This window comes from Flavobacterium sp. ASV13, assembly GCF_000745775.1.
Lineage (GTDB): Bacteria > Bacteroidota > Bacteroidia > Flavobacteriales > Flavobacteriaceae > Flavobacterium.
In genome coordinates this window covers 493,715-512,317 of record NZ_JQJY01000003.1, presented here as the reverse complement: position 1 = coordinate 512,317, position 18,603 = coordinate 493,715, and the positions used below count along the sequence as shown (strand labels likewise).

Sequence of the window (18,603 nt, the reverse complement as noted above, 5' to 3'; positions counted from 1 at the left end):
GTTATTTCTACCTTTCAAATTGTTGAAAAGTTTAACAAATCTCAGGCGATAAACTTTTTTTTAAGAGTGACATTTCGGGTTCTAATGGTTAAATTTGTAGAACTTCATAAAACAAATACCACTTATGGAAGAAATGCTCTTTTACGACCGAATGCAATTCGCTTTCACGATTACTTTTCATTATCTTTTTCCACAACTTACAATGGGGCTTTCGCTCATCATCGTTTACTTCAAGTGGAAATATCTCAAAACTAAAGACGAACAATACAATCACGCCACCCATTTCTGGATGAAGATTTTTGCCCTCAATTTTGCAATGGGCGTCGTAACCGGAATCCCGATGGAATTTCAGTTTGGAACCAACTGGGCTAAATTCTCCGAATTAACGGGCGGAATTATCGGACAAACGCTCGCCATGGAAGGAATGTTTTCTTTCTTCCTCGAATCTTCTTTTCTGGGAATATTTTTATTTGGAGAAAAACTCCTCGGACATAAATGGCATTTTGTAACCGGATTATTAATTATGATCGGTTCCTGGGCCAGCGGATTTTTAATCATCGCGACACATTCGTGGATGCAGAATCCAGTTGGTTATGAAATTTTGGAAAACGGGAAATTTGTTCTGAATAATTTCCAAGCTTTATTTTTAAATCCTTGGCTTTGGCCTTCTTACCTACACAATCAGGCTGCTTCTTTGGTAACCAGTTCTTTTGTTGTTGCCGGAATTGGTGCTTTTTATATTTTAAGCAAAAAGAATATTTCTTTCGGAAAATTGTTCTTGAAAACTGGAGTAATCTTCGGATTGATTTCTAGCATTGTAGTTGCAGTTCCAACAGGAGATTTATTGGCAAAAAATGTAGTGAAATATCAGCCCGTAACTTTTGCCGGAATGGAAGGAATTTTCCATACCGAGAAAAAAGGTTCTGAAATTGTCTTAATCGGACAACCCGATGTTAAAGACAAAAAATTGGATAATAAAATTGCAGTTCCAAATATTTTAAGTTTCCTGACTTACGGGAATTGGAATCAGGAAATTAAAGGTTTAGATCAGTTTGAAGAAAATCTGCATCCAACTAATATTTCTGGGTTGTATTATGCTTATCATATTATGGTTGGACTAGGAACAGTTTTTATTGGATTAATGATATTATCTCTTTTCCAATTAATAAGAGGAAAATTATTTGAAACCAAATGGATTTTATGGTCATTAATGTTCATGATGCCGTTTCCATACATTGCCAATACAACAGGTTGGTACACTGCCGAATTAGGAAGACAGCCTTGGTTGGTTTATAATTTATTACGAACAGCATCGGGCGCTTCGCCAACGGTTTCTTCCGGAAATACCTTATTTACATTACTTGGATTTATTGGTTTATACCTTTTACTCGGAATGTTGTTTTTGCTTTTGATTGGAAAAATTATCAATAAAGGACCTCATCATGTGGAACTTTCAACAGAAAAAATATAAGTATGGAATTTTTTTGGTACGTAGTTTTAATGGGAATTCTGGCTGTTTATCTGGTTTTAGACGGCTATGATTTTGGCGCAGGAATTATTCATTTATTTTTTGCCGATACGGAAAGAGATAAAAAAGTAATCACCAATTCAATTGGTCCGTTTTGGGATGCTAATGAAGTTTGGCTGATTGCAGCGGGAGGTGTTTTGTTTTTTGCTTTTCCGACATTATATGCATCTTCTTTCAGCGGATTTTATCTGCCTTTAATTATGATTTTATGGCTTTTGATTTTCCGTGCAATTGGATTGGAAATGCGCGGACAAGTGCATAATCCTATGTGGGAAGCGATTTGGGATAAAGCATTCGGAATTGCGAGTTTGCTTTTGGCACTTTTCTTCGGAATTGCTTTAGGAAATATCGTTCGAGGTGTCAATCTCGGAATGGTTCAAAATGGCGTTTCGACACAAGAACCGCATTTTTTCTTTTTGCCTTTGTGGAATCCAACTTTTAGTCCGCAGGCGAATGAATTGGGAATTATAGATTGGTTTACGCTTTTTCTGGGAATTGTGAGTGTTGTGGCATTGACGATTCACGGTGCGAACTGGATTATTTATAAAACCAATTCGTCTTTAAACCCGAAACTTAAAAATGTAGTTTTTAAACTGAACTTTGTTTTGCTTGTTTTGGTTTTCATTTCACTAGGAATCTGGCATTTTATAGAACCAAAACCGTTTCATAATTTCATAGAAAATCCGATTTTATGGTTTTTCCCTCTAATGACTTTTATTGGAATTGCTGGATTATTCAAAGTTCGTTCGTTTAAGAAAGACGGTCACGGATTTATTTTCTCAACCTTATTTCTACTTGGCGGATTTGCGTCAACAGCGGTTTCAATTTTCCCGAATGTTTTGCCTTCGACTAATAATGTAAATCCGTCGTTAACTATTTATAACACCGCCGCGCACGAATATGGATTAAATGCTGGATTGAGTTGGTTTTTTATTGCTTTGTTTTTAGTGATTATTTACTTTATTATTCAGTATCGCGTTTTTAGCGGAAAGATGGATGATATTGGGTATGGGGAACATTGAGTTTTTATAGCCACGAATTCACGAATTATACTAATTGCCTCCAGTTTTAACTGGAGGTTTTTTGTTTGAATTTGAATAGGCTTTAGCCAAAATCGTAAAGTTTGGCTAAAGCCTTTTATTTATATAGATTTGTTTATCTCCAGCTAAAGCTGTAGGCAATTGTGAAAAAATCAAAAATATGTTTTTTAGAAAAAGACTTCTTTCCGAAGCAGAGTTTGCTGAGAAATTTGCTAAACAATTAATTAAAAAAATAAAAGGCTTAAAGATTACTTCCATAAATGATCTTGAGGTTATAAGTGAATTTAATGAAGGTGAACGCCATCATTTATTAAATAATGCTTATTCCGAATATATAAAGGATCAAAAGTTTATTAAAGAGATTATCGAAAAATATGTGAATGGTAGTTCTACTATGTTTTTACCAAAAGAACTTTTAGATATAGAAAGAATTCTTCCGGTTATTAAAGATAAAAGATTTTTAAAAAGTTTAGAAGATATAAATGCTGAGTTCGAAGAAAATCATATTTATGAAGTTTACAATGAGGAATTAATTGTTTTTTATGTTGAAGACAAAGAATATTCAATTAATTATATTTCCAAAAATGATTTAGAAGAAATAAATTTTCCAATTGTAAATTTAAAAGAAAAGGCTATTGAAAATCTTTCAAATAATTTCGAAATGAAACGCCATGGCGAAAATGGATATTTTATGTTGACAGCCGGTGGGAATTATGAATCTAGTTTAATTTTATTAGATATATGGAATCATGAAAATTTTTTGGTAGAAGGTAATATAGTTGTTGGAATTCCTTCAAGAGATGTATTGTTAATAACAGGAAGTAAAGATTCTGAAAATTTACATCGTCTTTATGATTCGGTACAAAATATAAATGATACTGGAGATCATATTGTTTCTGATAAAATTTTCGAGTTTAAGAATGGAAAATTTGAAGTTTTGAAATTATAGCTGAACGAAAACTTCAACTTACTCGGGTCTGCGTTAGGGATAGAAGCGGTATCTCCCGATTTAGAAAAACAAGGCTTTTTAGCCGTAGTTTTTGTTAATCGGGAATATAGCGGATAGCCCGGCCGAAGGAAACGCCCAAAAAATACAAATCCCTTTATATCTGGAAAAAATCTTTTTAGTTTTCATCTTTGTCAAAGTATAAAACTTTGACAAAGATTACTTTTACAAGTGAACTAAATTGAAAATATTTAAAAATCTACACAAATTTGCCGAATCTGCGTGATGCTGTAAATTCTAAAATAAAACCTCTTTTGTAATAATATAAAATCCCATTACGAGAACAAACCAGCCAAAAAGCGGTTTCAGTTTTGCTCCGTCAATTTTTTTAGAAAGCTGGCTTCCAATCAGCATTCCGATTAATGCCATTGCAGAAACGCTTAATAAGAAAGTATAATTAATTGGTGTTCCAATGTATAAATCACCTGCAAAACCTATTGAGGAATTTATTGTGATGATTAATAATGAAGTTCCAACGGCTTGTTTCATCGGTAATTTTGCAAAAAACAATAAAGCCGGAATAATTAAAAATCCGCCGCCGGCTCCAAGAAATCCCGTTACAATTCCGACAATAAAACCAATTAAGCTTAATTGAAAATAATTAGTTTCGGCATTTTTGATTTCTGGTTGAGGTTTTTGAATCATCGAAATTGCTGCTGTAATCATCAAAACCGAAAAGACAATCATAATTAGAAAATCTTTTGAAACCGAATAAGAAGCAATAGAAAATAGAGTAGAGGCAATCTGCGGAAAAATAACTTCGCGAATAATTAAAATGGAAATTACAGAAGGAATCGCAAAATACAACGCCGATTTTAGTTTCAAATTCCCCATTTTATAATGGCTGTAACTTCCGGAAAGTGCCGTCATTCCAACAATAAATAAAGAATATGAAGTGGCTTCTTCTGGATTTACTTTAAATAAATACACTAATATTGGAATAGTCAAAATAGAACCGCCCCCACCAATTAGTCCCAGCGAAATCCCGATTATGATTGAAGCAAAATAGCCTAAATATTCCATTGCATTTATTTTGATGCAAAGTTGCTTCGGAAATTAGAAACCTACAGTAACATTTATCACAGAAGGATATTTTTGTTTTGCCACAGATTACATTGATTAAAATGATTTTTTTTCTATGTGTTGATTTTATTGCCCACAGATTTTACGGATGAAACAGGTTGCCACAGATTAATTATTAAAAGTGTGTCAGGCTGAGCGAAGTCGAAGCCCGCACAGGATTTCGACTTCGCTCAATGTTACATTTTAAGATAACGTTTGTATAAATGGACCAGCGAAAATCCGTTTAATCAGTATAATCCGTGGCCCATAACTACTTTAACAACTCAATCTGATTTCGGTTGAGTTTGACCAAACCTCTTTGCTCCATTTTTTTTAGTAAGCGGGAAACAACTTCTCGTGAAGTATTTAATTCGGTCGCGATTTCCTGATGTGAAAGTTTAACCTCAGCACATCCACAAGCATCAGAATGTCTTTTCAGATAAAATTCCAAACGCTCATCCATAGATCGGAAAGCGATGTTATCGACAACTTCTAAGACTTCTTCAAAACGACTTCGGTAGGTTTCAATTACAAATTCGTACCAAGATCGGTGTTCCATCATCCATTTATCCATCAATTGTAGCGGAATCATCATGACCGTCACATCTTCAACAACTTTAGCCATAATTTGGCTTTTTTCGCTTTTAGCAGTACAAATCATTGAAATAGCGCAGGCTTGTCCAGGCTGTAAATAATACATTAAAAATTCGCCTCCATCTTCACCTTCGCGATAAATTTTGATTTTTCCTTTCAGAATCAAAACGGTATTTTTAATGTATTGGCCGGTGCGCATTAAAATGGTTCCGGCTTCAAAACTTTGCTCAGTTCCGTTTTCTTCAATAGTAGCGACAAGTTCGCTGGAAAAATTTGGAAAGTTGTTTTTTATGGAGTGCTGCATTGTAATGTTTTTTTACCACCAATTTTACAGATTTATATCAATTACTTCGTGAGAATTTGTGAAATGCGTGGCGAGTAATTTTATCAAAATCGGATTAAAAATTGTAATTCTTTACAAAGATAATAGATTCGGCTGGCATTGTTTGTCGGAAAATTATAAATAAGATGCATTTTGTGTAAATGAATAAATCCTATTTTCTATCGATTTTGTAGAGTGAATTTTTAAAAATAGTAAGTAAATTTGTAAATCACTGATTATAATCCTTTCTCTAAAACGTTTTCTGAGAATAATAATCGAAATCGCATTTGGTACGTTTTTAATTAATAGAAACGTCGTAATTTTACAAAAACACATATTACTATGAATTTATCACAAGAAGATTGGGTTGCTCAGTTAAACGCTGACGAAAATGCAGTTATACTTGATGTAAGAACTGAGGACGAATTTAATGATGGCTATATTGAAAATGCTTTAAACATTGATATCAATAAAGGTCAGGCTTTTATTTATGAAATTGAAGAATTAGATAAAAACAAAAATTATTATGTGTATTGCCGTTCTGGCGCCAGAAGTGCAAAAGCATGCCAAATCATGAATGAATTAGGTATTGATAATGCCTATAACTTACTTGGTGGCATACTGGACTGGGAAGGCGACACCGTACAACCATAAAAGGAAGAAGAGGCGCATAAAAGCCTCTTTTTTTGTTTAAAATGCTATTAATAACCAAACTATAAATTACCAGATTATGAGTTTAATACCCGAAGAATATCAGATTAAAAATCTGATAAATCAAGATGCCTATCTTGTAAATGGAGAATTGAAAAAATGGACAGGGCAAACAACACCAGTATTTTCGACGATTTCATCAACTGAAAAATACACTCCGACATTATTAGGATCGATTCCTTTCATGGCTGAAAAAGAAGCTGCCGAAGTAGTAGAAGCTGCAAATGCTGCTTACGATAAAGGACAAGGTCTATGGCCAACTATGAAAGTAGCTGACCGTATTAAATGTATGGAGAATTTTGTCAAGCAGATGAAAGAAACACGTGAAGAAGTGGTAAAACTTTTAATGTGGGAAATTGGAAAAAACCTTGGCGATTCGCAAAAAGAATTCGACAGAACGGTTGAATATATTTATGATACCATTGCCAGTTATAAAGAATTAAACGGACGCAGTTCTCATTTTGAAAAAGTACAAGGTGTAAATGCAATGATTCGCCGCGGACCTCTTGGAGTTGTTTTGTGTCTTGGACCTTACAACTATCCGTTAAACGAGACTTTTTCATTATTGATTCCGGCGTTGATTATGGGTAATGCTGTAATCTTCAAACCGGCAAAACATGGAGTTTTATGTATTTCGCCTTTATTAGAAGCTTTTAAAAGCAGTTTTCCAAAAGGTGTTATCAATATCGTTTACGGACGCGGAAGAGAAGTAGCTTCGCCAATTATGAAATCGGGAAAAATTGATGTTTTGGCATTAATTGGAAACAGTAAATCGGCGATTGCGCTTCAAGATCAGCATCCAAATAAAAACAGACTTCGTTTGATTTTAGGTTTGGAAGCCAAAAATCCAGCGATTATTCTTCCGGATGCCGATTTAGATTTGGCTATTCAGGAATGTATCGCGGGAACTTTATCTTTCAACGGTCAACGTTGTACAGCTTTAAAAGTATTGTATGTTCATGAATCAATAAGAGAAGAATTCAACAAACGTTTCGCTGAAAAAGTAGATAGTTTAGGATTTGGAAATCCTTGGGATAAAGGAGCTTCATTAACTCCACTTCCAGAAACAGACAAACCAGCTTACATCCAGGGATTGATTGGTGATGCAAAACATAAAGGCGCAAGCATTATCAATGAAAAAGGAGGAAAACATACAGAAAACTTTATTTTTCCAGCCGTTTTATATCCGGTAAATAAAGAAATGAGAGTATATCATGAAGAACAATTTGGTCCAGTAGTTCCAATTATTTCTTTTAAAGATATCAGCGAACCTCTAGAAGATATGGCCGAATCAAATTATGGTCAGCAAGTAAGTTTGTTCGGAAAAGATATTAAAACTTTGGCACCACTTATTGATGCTTTGGTAAATTTAGTTTGCAGAGTTAACTTAAATAGTTCATGTCAAAGAGGACCAGATGCGTTCCCATTTACAGGACGAAAAGATTCTGCTGTAGGAACATTAAGTATTCCAGATGCTTTGCGTTCTTTTTCAATACGTACGTTTGTAGCTTCAAAAGATATCGATTACAACAATGAAATTTTGCAGGAATTGCTGAACAGCAAAGAATCAAACTTCATTAATACCGATTATATTTTGTAGTCATCAGAGTTATATATTAATTGTAGGTCCCGTCTTTTTCTTTTTTGAAAAAGACGGTTTTTTTTTGAAAGGGACAAAGAGACAAAGGCGCAAAGGGACAAAGGTTTTAATTCTTCGCTTTCGCTCAGAATTCCAAACCTGAAACCTGAAACTTGAAACTTTAAATTTTATAACTCGATTGTAACAATAAGTTAAAAATATCCACTAATATTATAGCGAATTAAAATCATCAAAATCTTAAAACATTTATGAGAAAAAAATCATTGCAATTATTATTGATTGCTTTGGCATTTTTTGTGCAAAACGGCTTTGCGCAAGAACTTTACATGCCTAGAAATATAAAAGAAGCTTACGCAAAAGGTACACGTTCAATGGACGGAAAACCTGGAAAAAATTATTGGCAGAATCATGGAAAATATACCATGGAAATTACTGTTGACGCCAAAACAAAAATTGTAAGCGGAACAGAAACGATTGAATACACAAACAACAGCAATGATACATTAAAAAACTTGCCAATTCGATTTGTGAATAATCTTCATAAACCATCTTCGCCAAGAAGCGGTGTCGTTAGCCAAGATTTTTTAAGCGACGGATTAACAATTACGTCATTAAAAATTGCTGGTGAAGTTTATAAAGAAGACGGCAGAAAATGGGGAACTGTTGGAATGATTCGAATGAAAAAACCTATTCCGCCTCATTCTACAGCAACTATTAATATTGACTGGAATTATCCTTTGTCAAAAGAAAGCGGTAGAGAAGGACAAATTGATGAAACTACATTTTTTGTAGCTTACAGTTATCCGCGTGTTTCGGTTTTTGATGATTACAACAAATGGGACAGATTGCCTCATACAGACCGTCAGGAGTTTTATAATGATTTTAATGATTATACTTATTCAGTAAAAGCACCAAAAAATTATGTGGTTTACGCAACAGGAGATTTGTTGAATCCTGATGAGGTTTTGCAACCCGAATTTGCTGCTCGTTTGAAAAAATCTTATGTTTCAGATGAAATTTTTCACATTGCAAATGAGCAAGAAATGAAATCTGGATTAGTAACAAAACAAAATGACTGGAATGTATGGAAATTTGAGGCAAAACATATTTCAGATGTTTGTTTTGGTTTAAGCGATCATTATTTATGGGACGCAAGTAGTGTTGTGGTAGATAAAAAAACAAACAGACGCGCAAGTGTTCAGGCTGCATATGATGTAAAAGGAACTGATTTTGTGGCTTCGGTAAAAAATAATCAATATGCTTTAGATTTCTTTTCGAACAATTGGCCGGGAGTTCCATATCCGTTTTCTAAAATGACAGCTTTTCAAGGATTTGCTGATATGGAATATCCAATGATGTGTAACGACTCACAAATGGGTGATCCTAAATTTGCACAATTGGTTCAAGATCATGAAGTAGCACATACTTATTTTCCTTTTTATATGGGAATCAACGAAACGCGTTATGCTTTTATGGATGAAGGCTGGGCAACCACTTTTGAATATTTGATTGGAATTGCGGAACACGGTAAAGAAGCAGCTGATAAATTCTATAAAGAATTTAGAGTAAAAAACTATATTAATGATGCGTCAACAGAAGAAGATCAGCCTATTATTTCAATGTCGTCTCAGGTTTCAGATGCTGGTTATGGAAACAATTCTTATGGAAAAGCTTCTCTTTCTTATATCGCATTAAAAGATTTGCTTGGAGATGATTTATTCAAAAAAGCATTGCATCATTATATGGAAACATGGAACGGGAAGCATCCAATTCCGTGGGATTATTTTAATTCGATGAATACGGGATCTGGTAAAAACTTAAATTGGTTCTTTAATAACTGGTTTTTCACGAATAATTACATTGATCTTACAGTTAAGAATGTAGAAAAGAATAAAATTGCAATTGAAAATACAGGAGGTTTCGCAATTCCTTTTGATATAAAAGTTGTTTATGCGGATAATTCAACTGAAATAGTACATCAAACACCAGCAATTTGGGAAACAAACCAAAAATTGGCAACAATTAATTTGAAAAGCAAGAAGGAAATTAAGCTAATTACGATTGATGGCGGTATTTTTATGGATGCTACTCCTGCGAATAATATGTGGGTTAGCAAATAATTCTTAATAATAATAAATCAAGAAGCCGTCTTTTTTAATGAAAATGACGGTTTTTTTTATTTTTTAAGTAAAATAATACAAATGTGGAAAACCGTATTAAATTGTTCACAGAAAAAGTTACGTTTGCAAAAATATAAACATTGAATTATTAATGAAAAAGTACCACATTCTTTTAGGTTTATTGCTTTCTTTTAAAAGTTTTGCGCAAAACGATTCGAAAACCGCATTTCAAAAGAGCAGATACGAATTAGCTGTTTCGTATTATAAAAAAGCAGATTTTAGAAAAGCATTAGACTTATTTTCTATTGCTTCAAAACTTAAACCAGAAAACGAATTAGGAAAAGAATCGACAAAGCAGGTAGATGCTTTAAAAACTATTCTTAGAAATGATGTTCTAAGTCGTGTTGTTGGAAAATGGAAATTGACGGGAGATAAACCTACTTGGGCACAAACCACAATTACAAGTCAGAATGAGATTGAAGAAATTATTGAAATAAATCAGGATAAGATTTTATTTTTTGAAACAGATAAAAAAACACTGATAAAAAAAATGGTAAAATCAGAGGATTTGAAATATTATAATAAAGATGTGACCGACGGTGTTTTTTCAGATATAATTCTTTCTGATGGGACAATTTGGAGTTGCTTATTGGATGAAGAAGCAAATGTGCTTCACGTTATAAATATTGCCAAACAAACTGAAAAAGGCATCGAAAATATAACCAGCAATAATGAAGAAGCTTATTTTGTAAGAATAAAATAATAAAAGGGGAATCAAATGATTCCCCTTTTTATGTTTGTGTATCGATTACAAAAATTTAAAACCTACTGAAAAATTAGAAATACCTGTTTTAATGCTTCTTCCAGATGGATCAAGATCGGTTACGCCTGCTAGATATCTGTAATCGACTGTAAATCGCCATAAATCTACTCCGGCACCGCCAAGAAAACTGCTATTGTTTCGTTCAAAAGCAATAAAATTGAGATTATTGCTTGCATTAATATCAGAGTAGTTTTTCCAGTTGTATCCAAGAAATATTCTGACGTTTCCTAATTTTCCTAAAGGGAGAACTTTTAAACCAGCAATCAAAGTTGCGTCAGTACCGCCTAACTCATATTCTGTTTCCCCAATTCCGGTTTGCGAAACGCTAAATTTTGATTTAGCATATCCAAATTCACCCTGGCCATAAAAAAGCGCCAGATTTACTCGAACAAATCCAGCAAAACCATACTCGGTTCCTGAACTTTTAGAACTGAAATCATCAGTAATTACGGAAGTTATATTAGTAGAAAATTGAGGTCCAACTTGTATTAGCTGCGCAAATCCATTGACACAAATACATAATAATGTAGCGAGAAAGAACTTTTTCATAACTGGTTTTTATTTATTTTGATACTATAAAATTAATTATTAATAATTAAAATAGAATGATTTTTCTGGTTTATTTTTAGTTATCTTTTTGATAATGAGAAGGATGTTGTTTTTTGGTTTCGAAATGTTTTTCATTTTTAAATGGCGTAAATTTGGCTTAAGACTAAATACCTTATTTGAAATGAAAATTACAGCAATTGAGCCTTCGCAAACTTGGAAAATCCGACATGAAGTAATGTGGCCCGATCAGCCTTTTGAATATGTTCAATTAAAAGAAGATAATCTAGGATTGCATTTTGGTGCTTTTGAAAATGAAGAACTAGTTTCAATTGTTTCCTGTTTTTTTTCTGAAAATGAAATGCAGTTCAGAAAATTGGCAACTCTGGAAAAATATCAAGGAAAAGGAATCGCTTCAAAACTGCTGCAGCATGTATTTGCGTTGGCTAAACAAAGAGATATCACTAAAATTTGGTGCAATGCGCGCGCCAATAAAAAGTCATTTTACGAAAAATTCGGAATGATTGATACACAAAAAACTTTCTCTAAAGAAGGCCAGGAATTTACCATTATGGAAATTTTATTGTAAAAATTTAAGATCAAATTGAGGAATAAAATAAAGAGTGCCAATTTTTTATGTTTATTATTTTTTTGAAAGTTGATTTTGTTTTTTTCAACAAAACTTCAGTTGCAAATTTTGCTCGACTGCATTTTTGATATAAAATCATTTGTATAATTGTGGAATAAATAGCGAAAAAAAAGAAAACGTTTTCGCTTATTATCGACATGTTAAGACTTTCTTATTTTATTTTTTTTATTGTAATCTTTTAGTACTTTCGCACCGAAATGAGAAAGTTAATAGTATTTTTAGTATTCATGAATTTGCTTCTGTCAGGCGGAGGCCAATATCTTAATGCTAATACTATTGGAGCTTCTCAGCATCATTTGCTTGAAAAAAAGCACCGTGTAAAATTCACAAACCAAGAACGTGGCACTTCACTTATTGAAGATGCAGATGTGGATGTTGAAGAAGATTTGCTTGGAAATGATGATGCTAATGATGGACTTACAACGAAATTTGTTGCAGTTAATTACAGTTTACTTGATAACTGGTATTTGACTTTTTCGGAGCAATCTGCTACAAATGAATCTAATCGTTTTAAAATCTACGCGCCTTTTCTTGCGCACTCAAATCCTATTTACATTACGCAACGCGTATTAAGAATTTGATTTACCAATATACATCGGTTACCTGTTGTGTAATCCCGCTATCTTGTTGATGTATATTTTTCTACTTCTTCTTAAATGAAAGTGAGGTTATAACTTACTGGTGTCTGATGCATTTTTCCATCTAAGGGAATCACTGTATTCCAAGCATTCAATCGCTTAATTTCCAAACTAAATCATGAAAAGAATTATTTTGTTCACAGGCTTAATTGCCTTTGTGTGCCTAACTAGTTGTACAACTAAAAAAGAAGAAAAAGAAGAAGTTGAAGTATTTACGGTAACAAATCCGGTAAAAATCGATACTTCATTTACAAAAGAATATGTTTCGCAGATTAAATCTGTCCGAAATATCGAAATCCGCGCCCAGGAAAAAGGGTTTTTGCAAAACATTTATGTTGATGAAGGACAGTTTGTAAAAGCTGGTCAATTGTTGTTCAGAATTATGCCAAATATGTATCAGGCAGAATTATTAAAAGCACAAGCGGAACAAAAATCAACTGAAATCGAATTGCAGAATGCTAAACTTTTAGCAGATAAAAACATCGTTTCTAAAAACGAATTGAGCGTTGCTCAGGCTAAATTGCAATCAGCAAAAGCTGAGGTTTCATTGGCAAAACTTCATTTATCATTCACAGAAATCAGAGCTCCGTTTGACGGAACAATTGACCGTATTCCATTAAAACTTGGAAGTCTTATCGATGAAGGCGAATTATTGACAAGCCTTTCAGACAACAGTCAAATGTTTGCTTATTTCAATGTTACTGAGCCAGAGTATCTTCAATATCAGACAGATGTTCAAGATCGTGCTGAGACCAAAGTAAATTTGGTTTTGGCGAACGGCGAAACGTTCAAACATAAAGGAAACGTAGAAGTAATTGAAAGTGAATTTAATAATGAAACTGGAAATATCGCTTTTAGAGCAAGATTCCCTAATACCGAAAAATTACTTAGAAATGGCGAAACTGGACAAGTACAAATGTATTTGCCTCTTAAAAACGCTATTGTAATTCCGCAAAAAGCGACTTACGAAATTCAGGATAAAAAGTATGTTTTTATTGTTGACAAGAACAATAAAGTTACTTCAAGAGAAATTACTATTACAGGTGAAATCCCTGATTTGTACGTAATAAAAAGCGGTCTTTCTGAAAATGACAAAATCTTGCTTGAAGGTGTTCAGAAAGTAAAAGAAAACGACAAAATTAAATATGAATACCAAGCTCCTCAAGAGGTAATGAAACATTTGCGTGTAAAAGCAGAATAAGGATTTTGTTTAAAAGTTTCAAGTTTCAGGTTTTCGTGAAACTTGGAACCTGAAACCTTAAACAATTTTAAACTTTCATTTGGTTTAATCATTAAAAAAATATAAAATGTTTAATAAATTTATACAAAGACCGGTTCTGTCGATAGTTATATCGCTGATAATTGTCTTTTTGGGAGTATTGTCGGTATTGAATTTGCCAATTACACAGTTCCCTACGATTTCACCTCCAATGGTAAATATTACCGCAGATTATCCAGGATCGAACGGTGAATTGATGATTAAGGCAGTTGTTATTCCGTTGGAAAGAGCCTTAAATGGAGTTCCGGGAATGAAATATATGGCTTCTGATGCCGGTAACGATGGTGAAGCTACGATAAAAGTAGTTTTTAATTTAGGTACAGATCCTAATCAGGCCGCGATTAACGTTCAAAACCGTGTGGCTTCGGTAACAAATAAGCTTCCTCCATTAGTAATTAGAGAAGGTATCAAAATTACAAGAGAGGTACCAAGTATGTTGATGTACGTGAACCTTTATAGTACAGACAAAAATACCGACATGAAATTCTTGTACAACTACGCTGATATCAATGTACTTTCAGAATTAAAAAGGGTAAACGGTATTGGTTCTGGAGATATCTTAGGAACACGTGAATATGCAATGCGTATTTGGTTGAAACCAGATCGTATGCTTGCTTATAAAATCTCTGCCGATGAGGTAATGGAAGCATTATCAAGTCAGAGTTTAGAGGCTTCTCCAGGTAAAACAGGAGAAAGTTCTGGTAAACGTTCTCAAGCATTTGAATATGTATTGAAGTATTCAGGACGTTTTACAACAAAAGAACAATACGAGAATATTGTAGTAAAAGCAAATCCAAACGGAGAGCTTTTGCGTTTGAAAGATATTGCGAAAGTCGAATTCGGAAGCTCGATGTATGATATCTATTCGAATTTGAATGGAAGACCTTCAGCGGCAATTGTATTGAAACAATCTTTTGGAAGTAACGCGAATCAGGTTATTGAAGAGGTAAAAGCGAAATTGGAAAAAATCAAACAAAAATTCCCTAAAGGAATGGATTATGAGATTTCTTATGACGTTTCTAAGTTTCTTGATGCTTCTATCGAAAAAGTAATTCACACGCTTGTTGAAGCGTTTATTCTGGTAGGTTTAGTAGTATTCCTTTTCTTGGGTGACTGGCGATCTACAGTTATTCCGGCAATTGCAGTTCCGGTATCATTGGTTGGAACTTTTGTGTTCATGACTTTCTTCGATATTTCGTTGAACTTAATTACATTATTTGCTTTGGTATTGGCAATTGGGGTCGTGGTCGATGATGCGATTGTGGTTATCGAGGCCGTTCACGCCAAGATGGAAGAAGAGCATCTGTCACCATTTAAGGCAACGAAAAAAGCAATGCATGAAATTGCTGGAGCAATTGTGGCAATTACATTCCTTATGGCAGCCGTATTTATTCCTGTTGCTTTTATGTCTGGTCCGGTTGGAGTATTTTACCGACAGTTCTCAGTAACAATGGCAACTGCGATTATACTGTCAGGTATTGTGGCATTGACCTTGACACCAGCGCTTTGTGCAATGATGTTGAAAAACAATCATGGACAACCTAAAAAGAAAACTCCTGCAAACCGATTTATTGATGCTTTCAATGAAAAATTCAATTTAGCACAAGGCAGATATCAAAATGTGTTGGCAAAAATTGTTGACAGACGTGTTGTTACTTTTGTAGCTTTAATTGGCTTCTGTATCGGAACATGGGGGATTAGTAGCACTGTTCCTTCTGGATTTATTCCGAATGAGGATCAGGGAATGTTTTATGCTGTTATTCAGACACCTCCGGGTTCATCATTAGAAAGAACAAATAATATTGCAGAAAGAGTTCAAAAAATTGCTGAGGAAATAGACGGAGTAAAATCAGTTTCTTCATTAGCGGGTTATGAAATTTTATCTGAAGGTACGGGTGCTAACTCAGGAACTTGTTTGGTTAACCTTAAAGATTGGAGCGACCGTAAAGAATCTGTTGTTGAGATCATGCATCAAATGGAAGAAAAATGTAAAGATATTGCAGGTGCAAATATCGAATTCTTCCAACCGCCAGCTGTACCTGGATATGGTGCTGCAGGTGGATTTGAGCTTCGTTTGTTGGATAAAACAGGTTCTGGGGATTATAAGAGAATGGAGAAGGTAAACAATGATTTTGTTGCCGAATTGAACAAACAACCAGAATTATCAAATGTATTCAGTTTTTATAGTTCAAGCTTCCCTCAGTATATGATGAAAGTCGACAATGATTTGGCACAACAAAAAGGAGTTTCTATCGAGAATGCCATGAATACTTTGTCAACTCTTGTGGGGAGTAACTACGAAATCAGTTTTATCAAATTCGGAATCAACTATAAAGTTATCGTTCAGGCTTCGCCGGAATATCGTGCACAGCCAGATGATATATTGAAATTGTATGTGAAAAACGACCGCGATGAAATGGTGCCTTATTCTGCTTTTATGAGATTAGAAAAAGTGTACGGACTTTCAGAAATCACGCGTCATAACATGTACACCTCAACACAAATCAGTGGTTCTCCGGCAGCAGGTTATAGTTCAGGAACAGCGATTAAGGTGATTCAACAAATAGCAGAGAAAAAACTGCCAAGAGGATACGACATTGACTGGGCAGGTATTTCTGCCGATGAGGTGGCTCAAGGTAATCAGGCAATTTGGGTATTCTTGATCTGTTTAGGATTTGTTTACTTGGTATTAGCAGCGCAATACGAAAGTTTTATTTTACCATTATCAGTAATTCTTTCATTGCCAGCGGGTATTTTTGGAGCTTTCCTTTTATTAAAATTTACAGGATTAGAAAACAATATCTATGCGCAGGTTGCCATGGTAATGCTTATTGGTTTGCTAGGTAAAAATGCCGTACTGATTGTAGAGTTTGCGATTCAGCGACACGCTGCAGGAAAATCAGTTCTTGATGCGGCTATGGAAGGAGCAAAAGCGAGGTTCCGTCCTATCTTGATGACATCTTTTGCTTTTATTGCTGGTTTGCTTCCGCTTGCATTTGCAACTGGTCCGGGTAAAATTGGTAACAGAACTATTGGTACTGCTGCTGCAGGAGGTATGCTTATAGGAACCATTTGTGGGGTATTCTTAATTCCGGGATTGTATTACATCTTTGGACGAATTGCCGAGAAATACAAATTGGTTAAACATGAAGAAGAAAACCCATTAACTGAAGAAATTGACAACAATCATGTATAATAAAGTGAAAATATATAAATATAGCGTCGCATTGGGTTTGTGTCTAGCTGTAGTGGGTTGTAAAGCTCCTGCGCCAGACACTGCAACAGCTAGTGCGCCGGTTCCGCAATCATTTGGTGCTACTGCCACTCAGGACACAATCAATACCTCAACTGTAAAGTGGAAAGAGTTCTTTAAGGATCAAAACCTTGTTGATTTGATTGATGTGGCCCTGAAAAACAATCAGGAGTTAAACATGACGCTGCAGGAAATCGAAATTGCTAAGAATGACATTAGAGTTCGCAAAGGACTTTTATTGCCACAAGTTGGTGTTCGTGCCGGAGCTGGAGTAGAAAAAGTAGGAAGGTATACCAGCCAAGGTGCTGGTGATGCCACTACTGAAATCAAACCTGGTGTTGAAACTCCAGATCCGCTTGGAGATTTTACAATTGCAGCTTATGCAAATTGGGAAGTTGATATCTGGAAAAAACTGCGCAATTCTAAAAAAGCGGCAGTAAACAGATATTTGGCTACAGTTGAAGGAAAAAACTTTGTAGTAACAAACCTTATTGCTGAAATCGCCGATTCTTATTATGAGTTATTGGCTTTAGACAGTCAGCTTGATATTGTAAAACAAACAATTACGCTACAAAGCAATGCTTTGGAAATTGTAAAAATCCAAAAACAAGCTGCAAGAGCGACAGAACTTGGAGTTAAAAAATTCGAAGCTGAAGTATTGACTTCAAAAAGTATGGAGTTTGATATTTTACAGCAAATCAAAGAAACGGAGAATAAAATTAATTTCTTGTTAGGACGTTATCCGCAAGAGATTAAAAGAACGAACACGAAGTTCCTGACTTTATTGCCAGCTTCAGTAAGTGCCGGAATTCCGTCTCAATTGTTGATGAATCGTCCTGATGTTAAACAGGCAGAATTAGAATTGGTTGCGGCTAAATTAGATGTAAAAGTAGCTCGTGCTGAGTTTTATCCTTCACTTGATATTTCAGCAGCTTTTGGAGTTCAGGCATTTAAGCCATCTTATTTGTTTACGTTTCCGGAATCACTTTTATATTCATTAGCAGGTGATCTTGCTGCACCGTTGATTAACAGAAATGCAATTAAAGCGGAATTTTCAAGCGCAAATGCAAGACAACTTCAGGCATTATACAATTATGATAAAACGATTTTAAACGCTTATTTAGAAGTATCTAATCAGCTTTCTAAAATTGATAATCTGCAAAAGGGTTATGATTTGAAATCGCAACAAGTTGACGCATTGAACAAATCAATTGATGTTTCGAATGATTTATTTAAATCGGCTAGAGTAGATTATTTTGAAGTTTTAATGACACAACGTGACGCATTAGAAGCAAATTTAGAATTGATTGATACTAAAAAAGAACAACTTAACGCTGCGGTTCATGTTTACAGAGACCTAGGCGGAGGTTGGAAGTAGAATGCCCATTTTAATTAGTTATTAGTAGAGGCCTCTCAGAAGTAAAATTCTGGG

General features: G+C 34.4%; 15 protein-coding genes. 12 read left to right on the top strand and 3 right to left on the bottom strand.

Annotated elements, in window-relative coordinates; all coding sequences use genetic code 11:
- Window positions 1-124: 124 nt before the first annotated feature.
- From GQ47_RS09480 to GQ47_RS09470, 3 genes are all read left to right on the top strand, one after another.
- Window positions 125-1,471 (top strand): cytochrome ubiquinol oxidase subunit I, encoded by a 1,347-nt coding sequence (locus tag GQ47_RS09480; protein ID WP_035647627.1) that lies wholly within the window; start codon window positions 125-127, stop codon window positions 1,469-1,471.
- A gap of 2 nt (window positions 1,472-1,473) precedes the next feature.
- Window positions 1,474-2,550, top strand: coding sequence for a cytochrome d ubiquinol oxidase subunit II (gene cydB, locus GQ47_RS09475; RefSeq protein WP_035647625.1), 1,077 nt, complete (start codon window positions 1,474-1,476; stop codon window positions 2,548-2,550).
- A gap of 178 nt (window positions 2,551-2,728) precedes the next feature.
- Window positions 2,729-3,517, top strand: coding sequence for a DUF1444 family protein (locus GQ47_RS09470; RefSeq protein ID WP_035647621.1), 789 nt, complete (start codon window positions 2,729-2,731; stop codon window positions 3,515-3,517).
- A 294-nt stretch (window positions 3,518-3,811) separates the two neighbouring features.
- Here the strand turns inward: GQ47_RS09470 and GQ47_RS09465 are convergent, their stop codons facing one another.
- Window positions 3,812-4,597: a sulfite exporter TauE/SafE family protein gene (locus GQ47_RS09465; RefSeq protein ID WP_035647618.1), complete on the bottom strand. Its 786-nt coding sequence runs from the start codon at window positions 4,595-4,597 to the stop codon at window positions 3,812-3,814.
- A gap of 310 nt (window positions 4,598-4,907) precedes the next feature.
- The gene (locus GQ47_RS09460; RefSeq protein ID WP_035647615.1) at window positions 4,908-5,534 is read right to left on the bottom strand and encodes a Crp/Fnr family transcriptional regulator; all 627 of its coding nucleotides are present in this window, start codon (window positions 5,532-5,534) and stop codon (window positions 4,908-4,910) included.
- Between the two features lie 360 nt (window positions 5,535-5,894).
- On the opposite strand from GQ47_RS09460, the gene GQ47_RS09455 reads away from it, so the two are divergent.
- From GQ47_RS09455 to GQ47_RS09440, 4 genes are all read left to right on the top strand, one after another.
- A complete protein-coding gene (locus tag GQ47_RS09455; protein WP_035647612.1) occupies window positions 5,895-6,206 on the top strand; it encodes a rhodanese-like domain-containing protein in 312 nt (103 codons plus the stop codon).
- A gap of 76 nt (window positions 6,207-6,282) precedes the next feature.
- On the top strand, window positions 6,283-7,863 hold the full coding sequence (locus GQ47_RS09450) for an NADP-dependent glyceraldehyde-3-phosphate dehydrogenase (protein ID WP_035647608.1): 1,581 nt from the start codon (window positions 6,283-6,285) through the stop codon (window positions 7,861-7,863).
- 248 nt (window positions 7,864-8,111) lie between these two features.
- Entirely contained in the window at window positions 8,112-9,983 is a 1,872-nt protein-coding gene (locus tag GQ47_RS09445; RefSeq protein ID WP_035647606.1) for a M1 family metallopeptidase, read from the top strand.
- Between the two features lie 151 nt (window positions 9,984-10,134).
- Window positions 10,135-10,746 (top strand): hypothetical protein, encoded by a 612-nt coding sequence (locus GQ47_RS09440; protein WP_035647603.1) that lies wholly within the window; start codon window positions 10,135-10,137, stop codon window positions 10,744-10,746.
- Window positions 10,747-10,791: 45 nt separating this feature from the next.
- On the opposite strand, the gene GQ47_RS09435 is transcribed toward GQ47_RS09440, so the two are convergent.
- Window positions 10,792-11,355, bottom strand: a complete 564-nt coding sequence (locus GQ47_RS09435) for a hypothetical protein (protein WP_026728141.1) — start codon at window positions 11,353-11,355, stop codon at window positions 10,792-10,794.
- 181 nt (window positions 11,356-11,536) lie between these two features.
- On the opposite strand from GQ47_RS09435, the gene GQ47_RS09430 reads away from it, so the two are divergent.
- From GQ47_RS09430 to GQ47_RS09410, 5 genes are all read left to right on the top strand, one after another.
- Window positions 11,537-11,941, top strand: coding sequence for a GNAT family N-acetyltransferase (locus GQ47_RS09430; RefSeq protein WP_026728142.1), 405 nt, complete (start codon window positions 11,537-11,539; stop codon window positions 11,939-11,941).
- Between the two features lie 257 nt (window positions 11,942-12,198).
- Window positions 12,199-12,582: a hypothetical protein gene (locus GQ47_RS09425; RefSeq protein ID WP_026728143.1), complete on the top strand. Its 384-nt coding sequence runs from the start codon at window positions 12,199-12,201 to the stop codon at window positions 12,580-12,582.
- Between the two features lie 175 nt (window positions 12,583-12,757).
- A complete protein-coding gene (locus GQ47_RS09420; protein WP_026728144.1) occupies window positions 12,758-13,840 on the top strand; it encodes an efflux RND transporter periplasmic adaptor subunit in 1,083 nt (360 codons plus the stop codon).
- 106 nt (window positions 13,841-13,946) lie between these two features.
- Entirely contained in the window at window positions 13,947-17,114 is a 3,168-nt protein-coding gene (locus tag GQ47_RS09415; protein ID WP_035647600.1) for an efflux RND transporter permease subunit, read from the top strand.
- Window positions 17,107-18,549: a TolC family protein gene (locus tag GQ47_RS09410; RefSeq protein ID WP_035647598.1), complete on the top strand. Its 1,443-nt coding sequence runs from the start codon at window positions 17,107-17,109 to the stop codon at window positions 18,547-18,549. The genes GQ47_RS09415 and GQ47_RS09410 overlap by 8 nt, the downstream gene beginning before the upstream one ends.
- The last annotated feature ends 54 nt before the right edge of the window (window positions 18,550-18,603 follow it).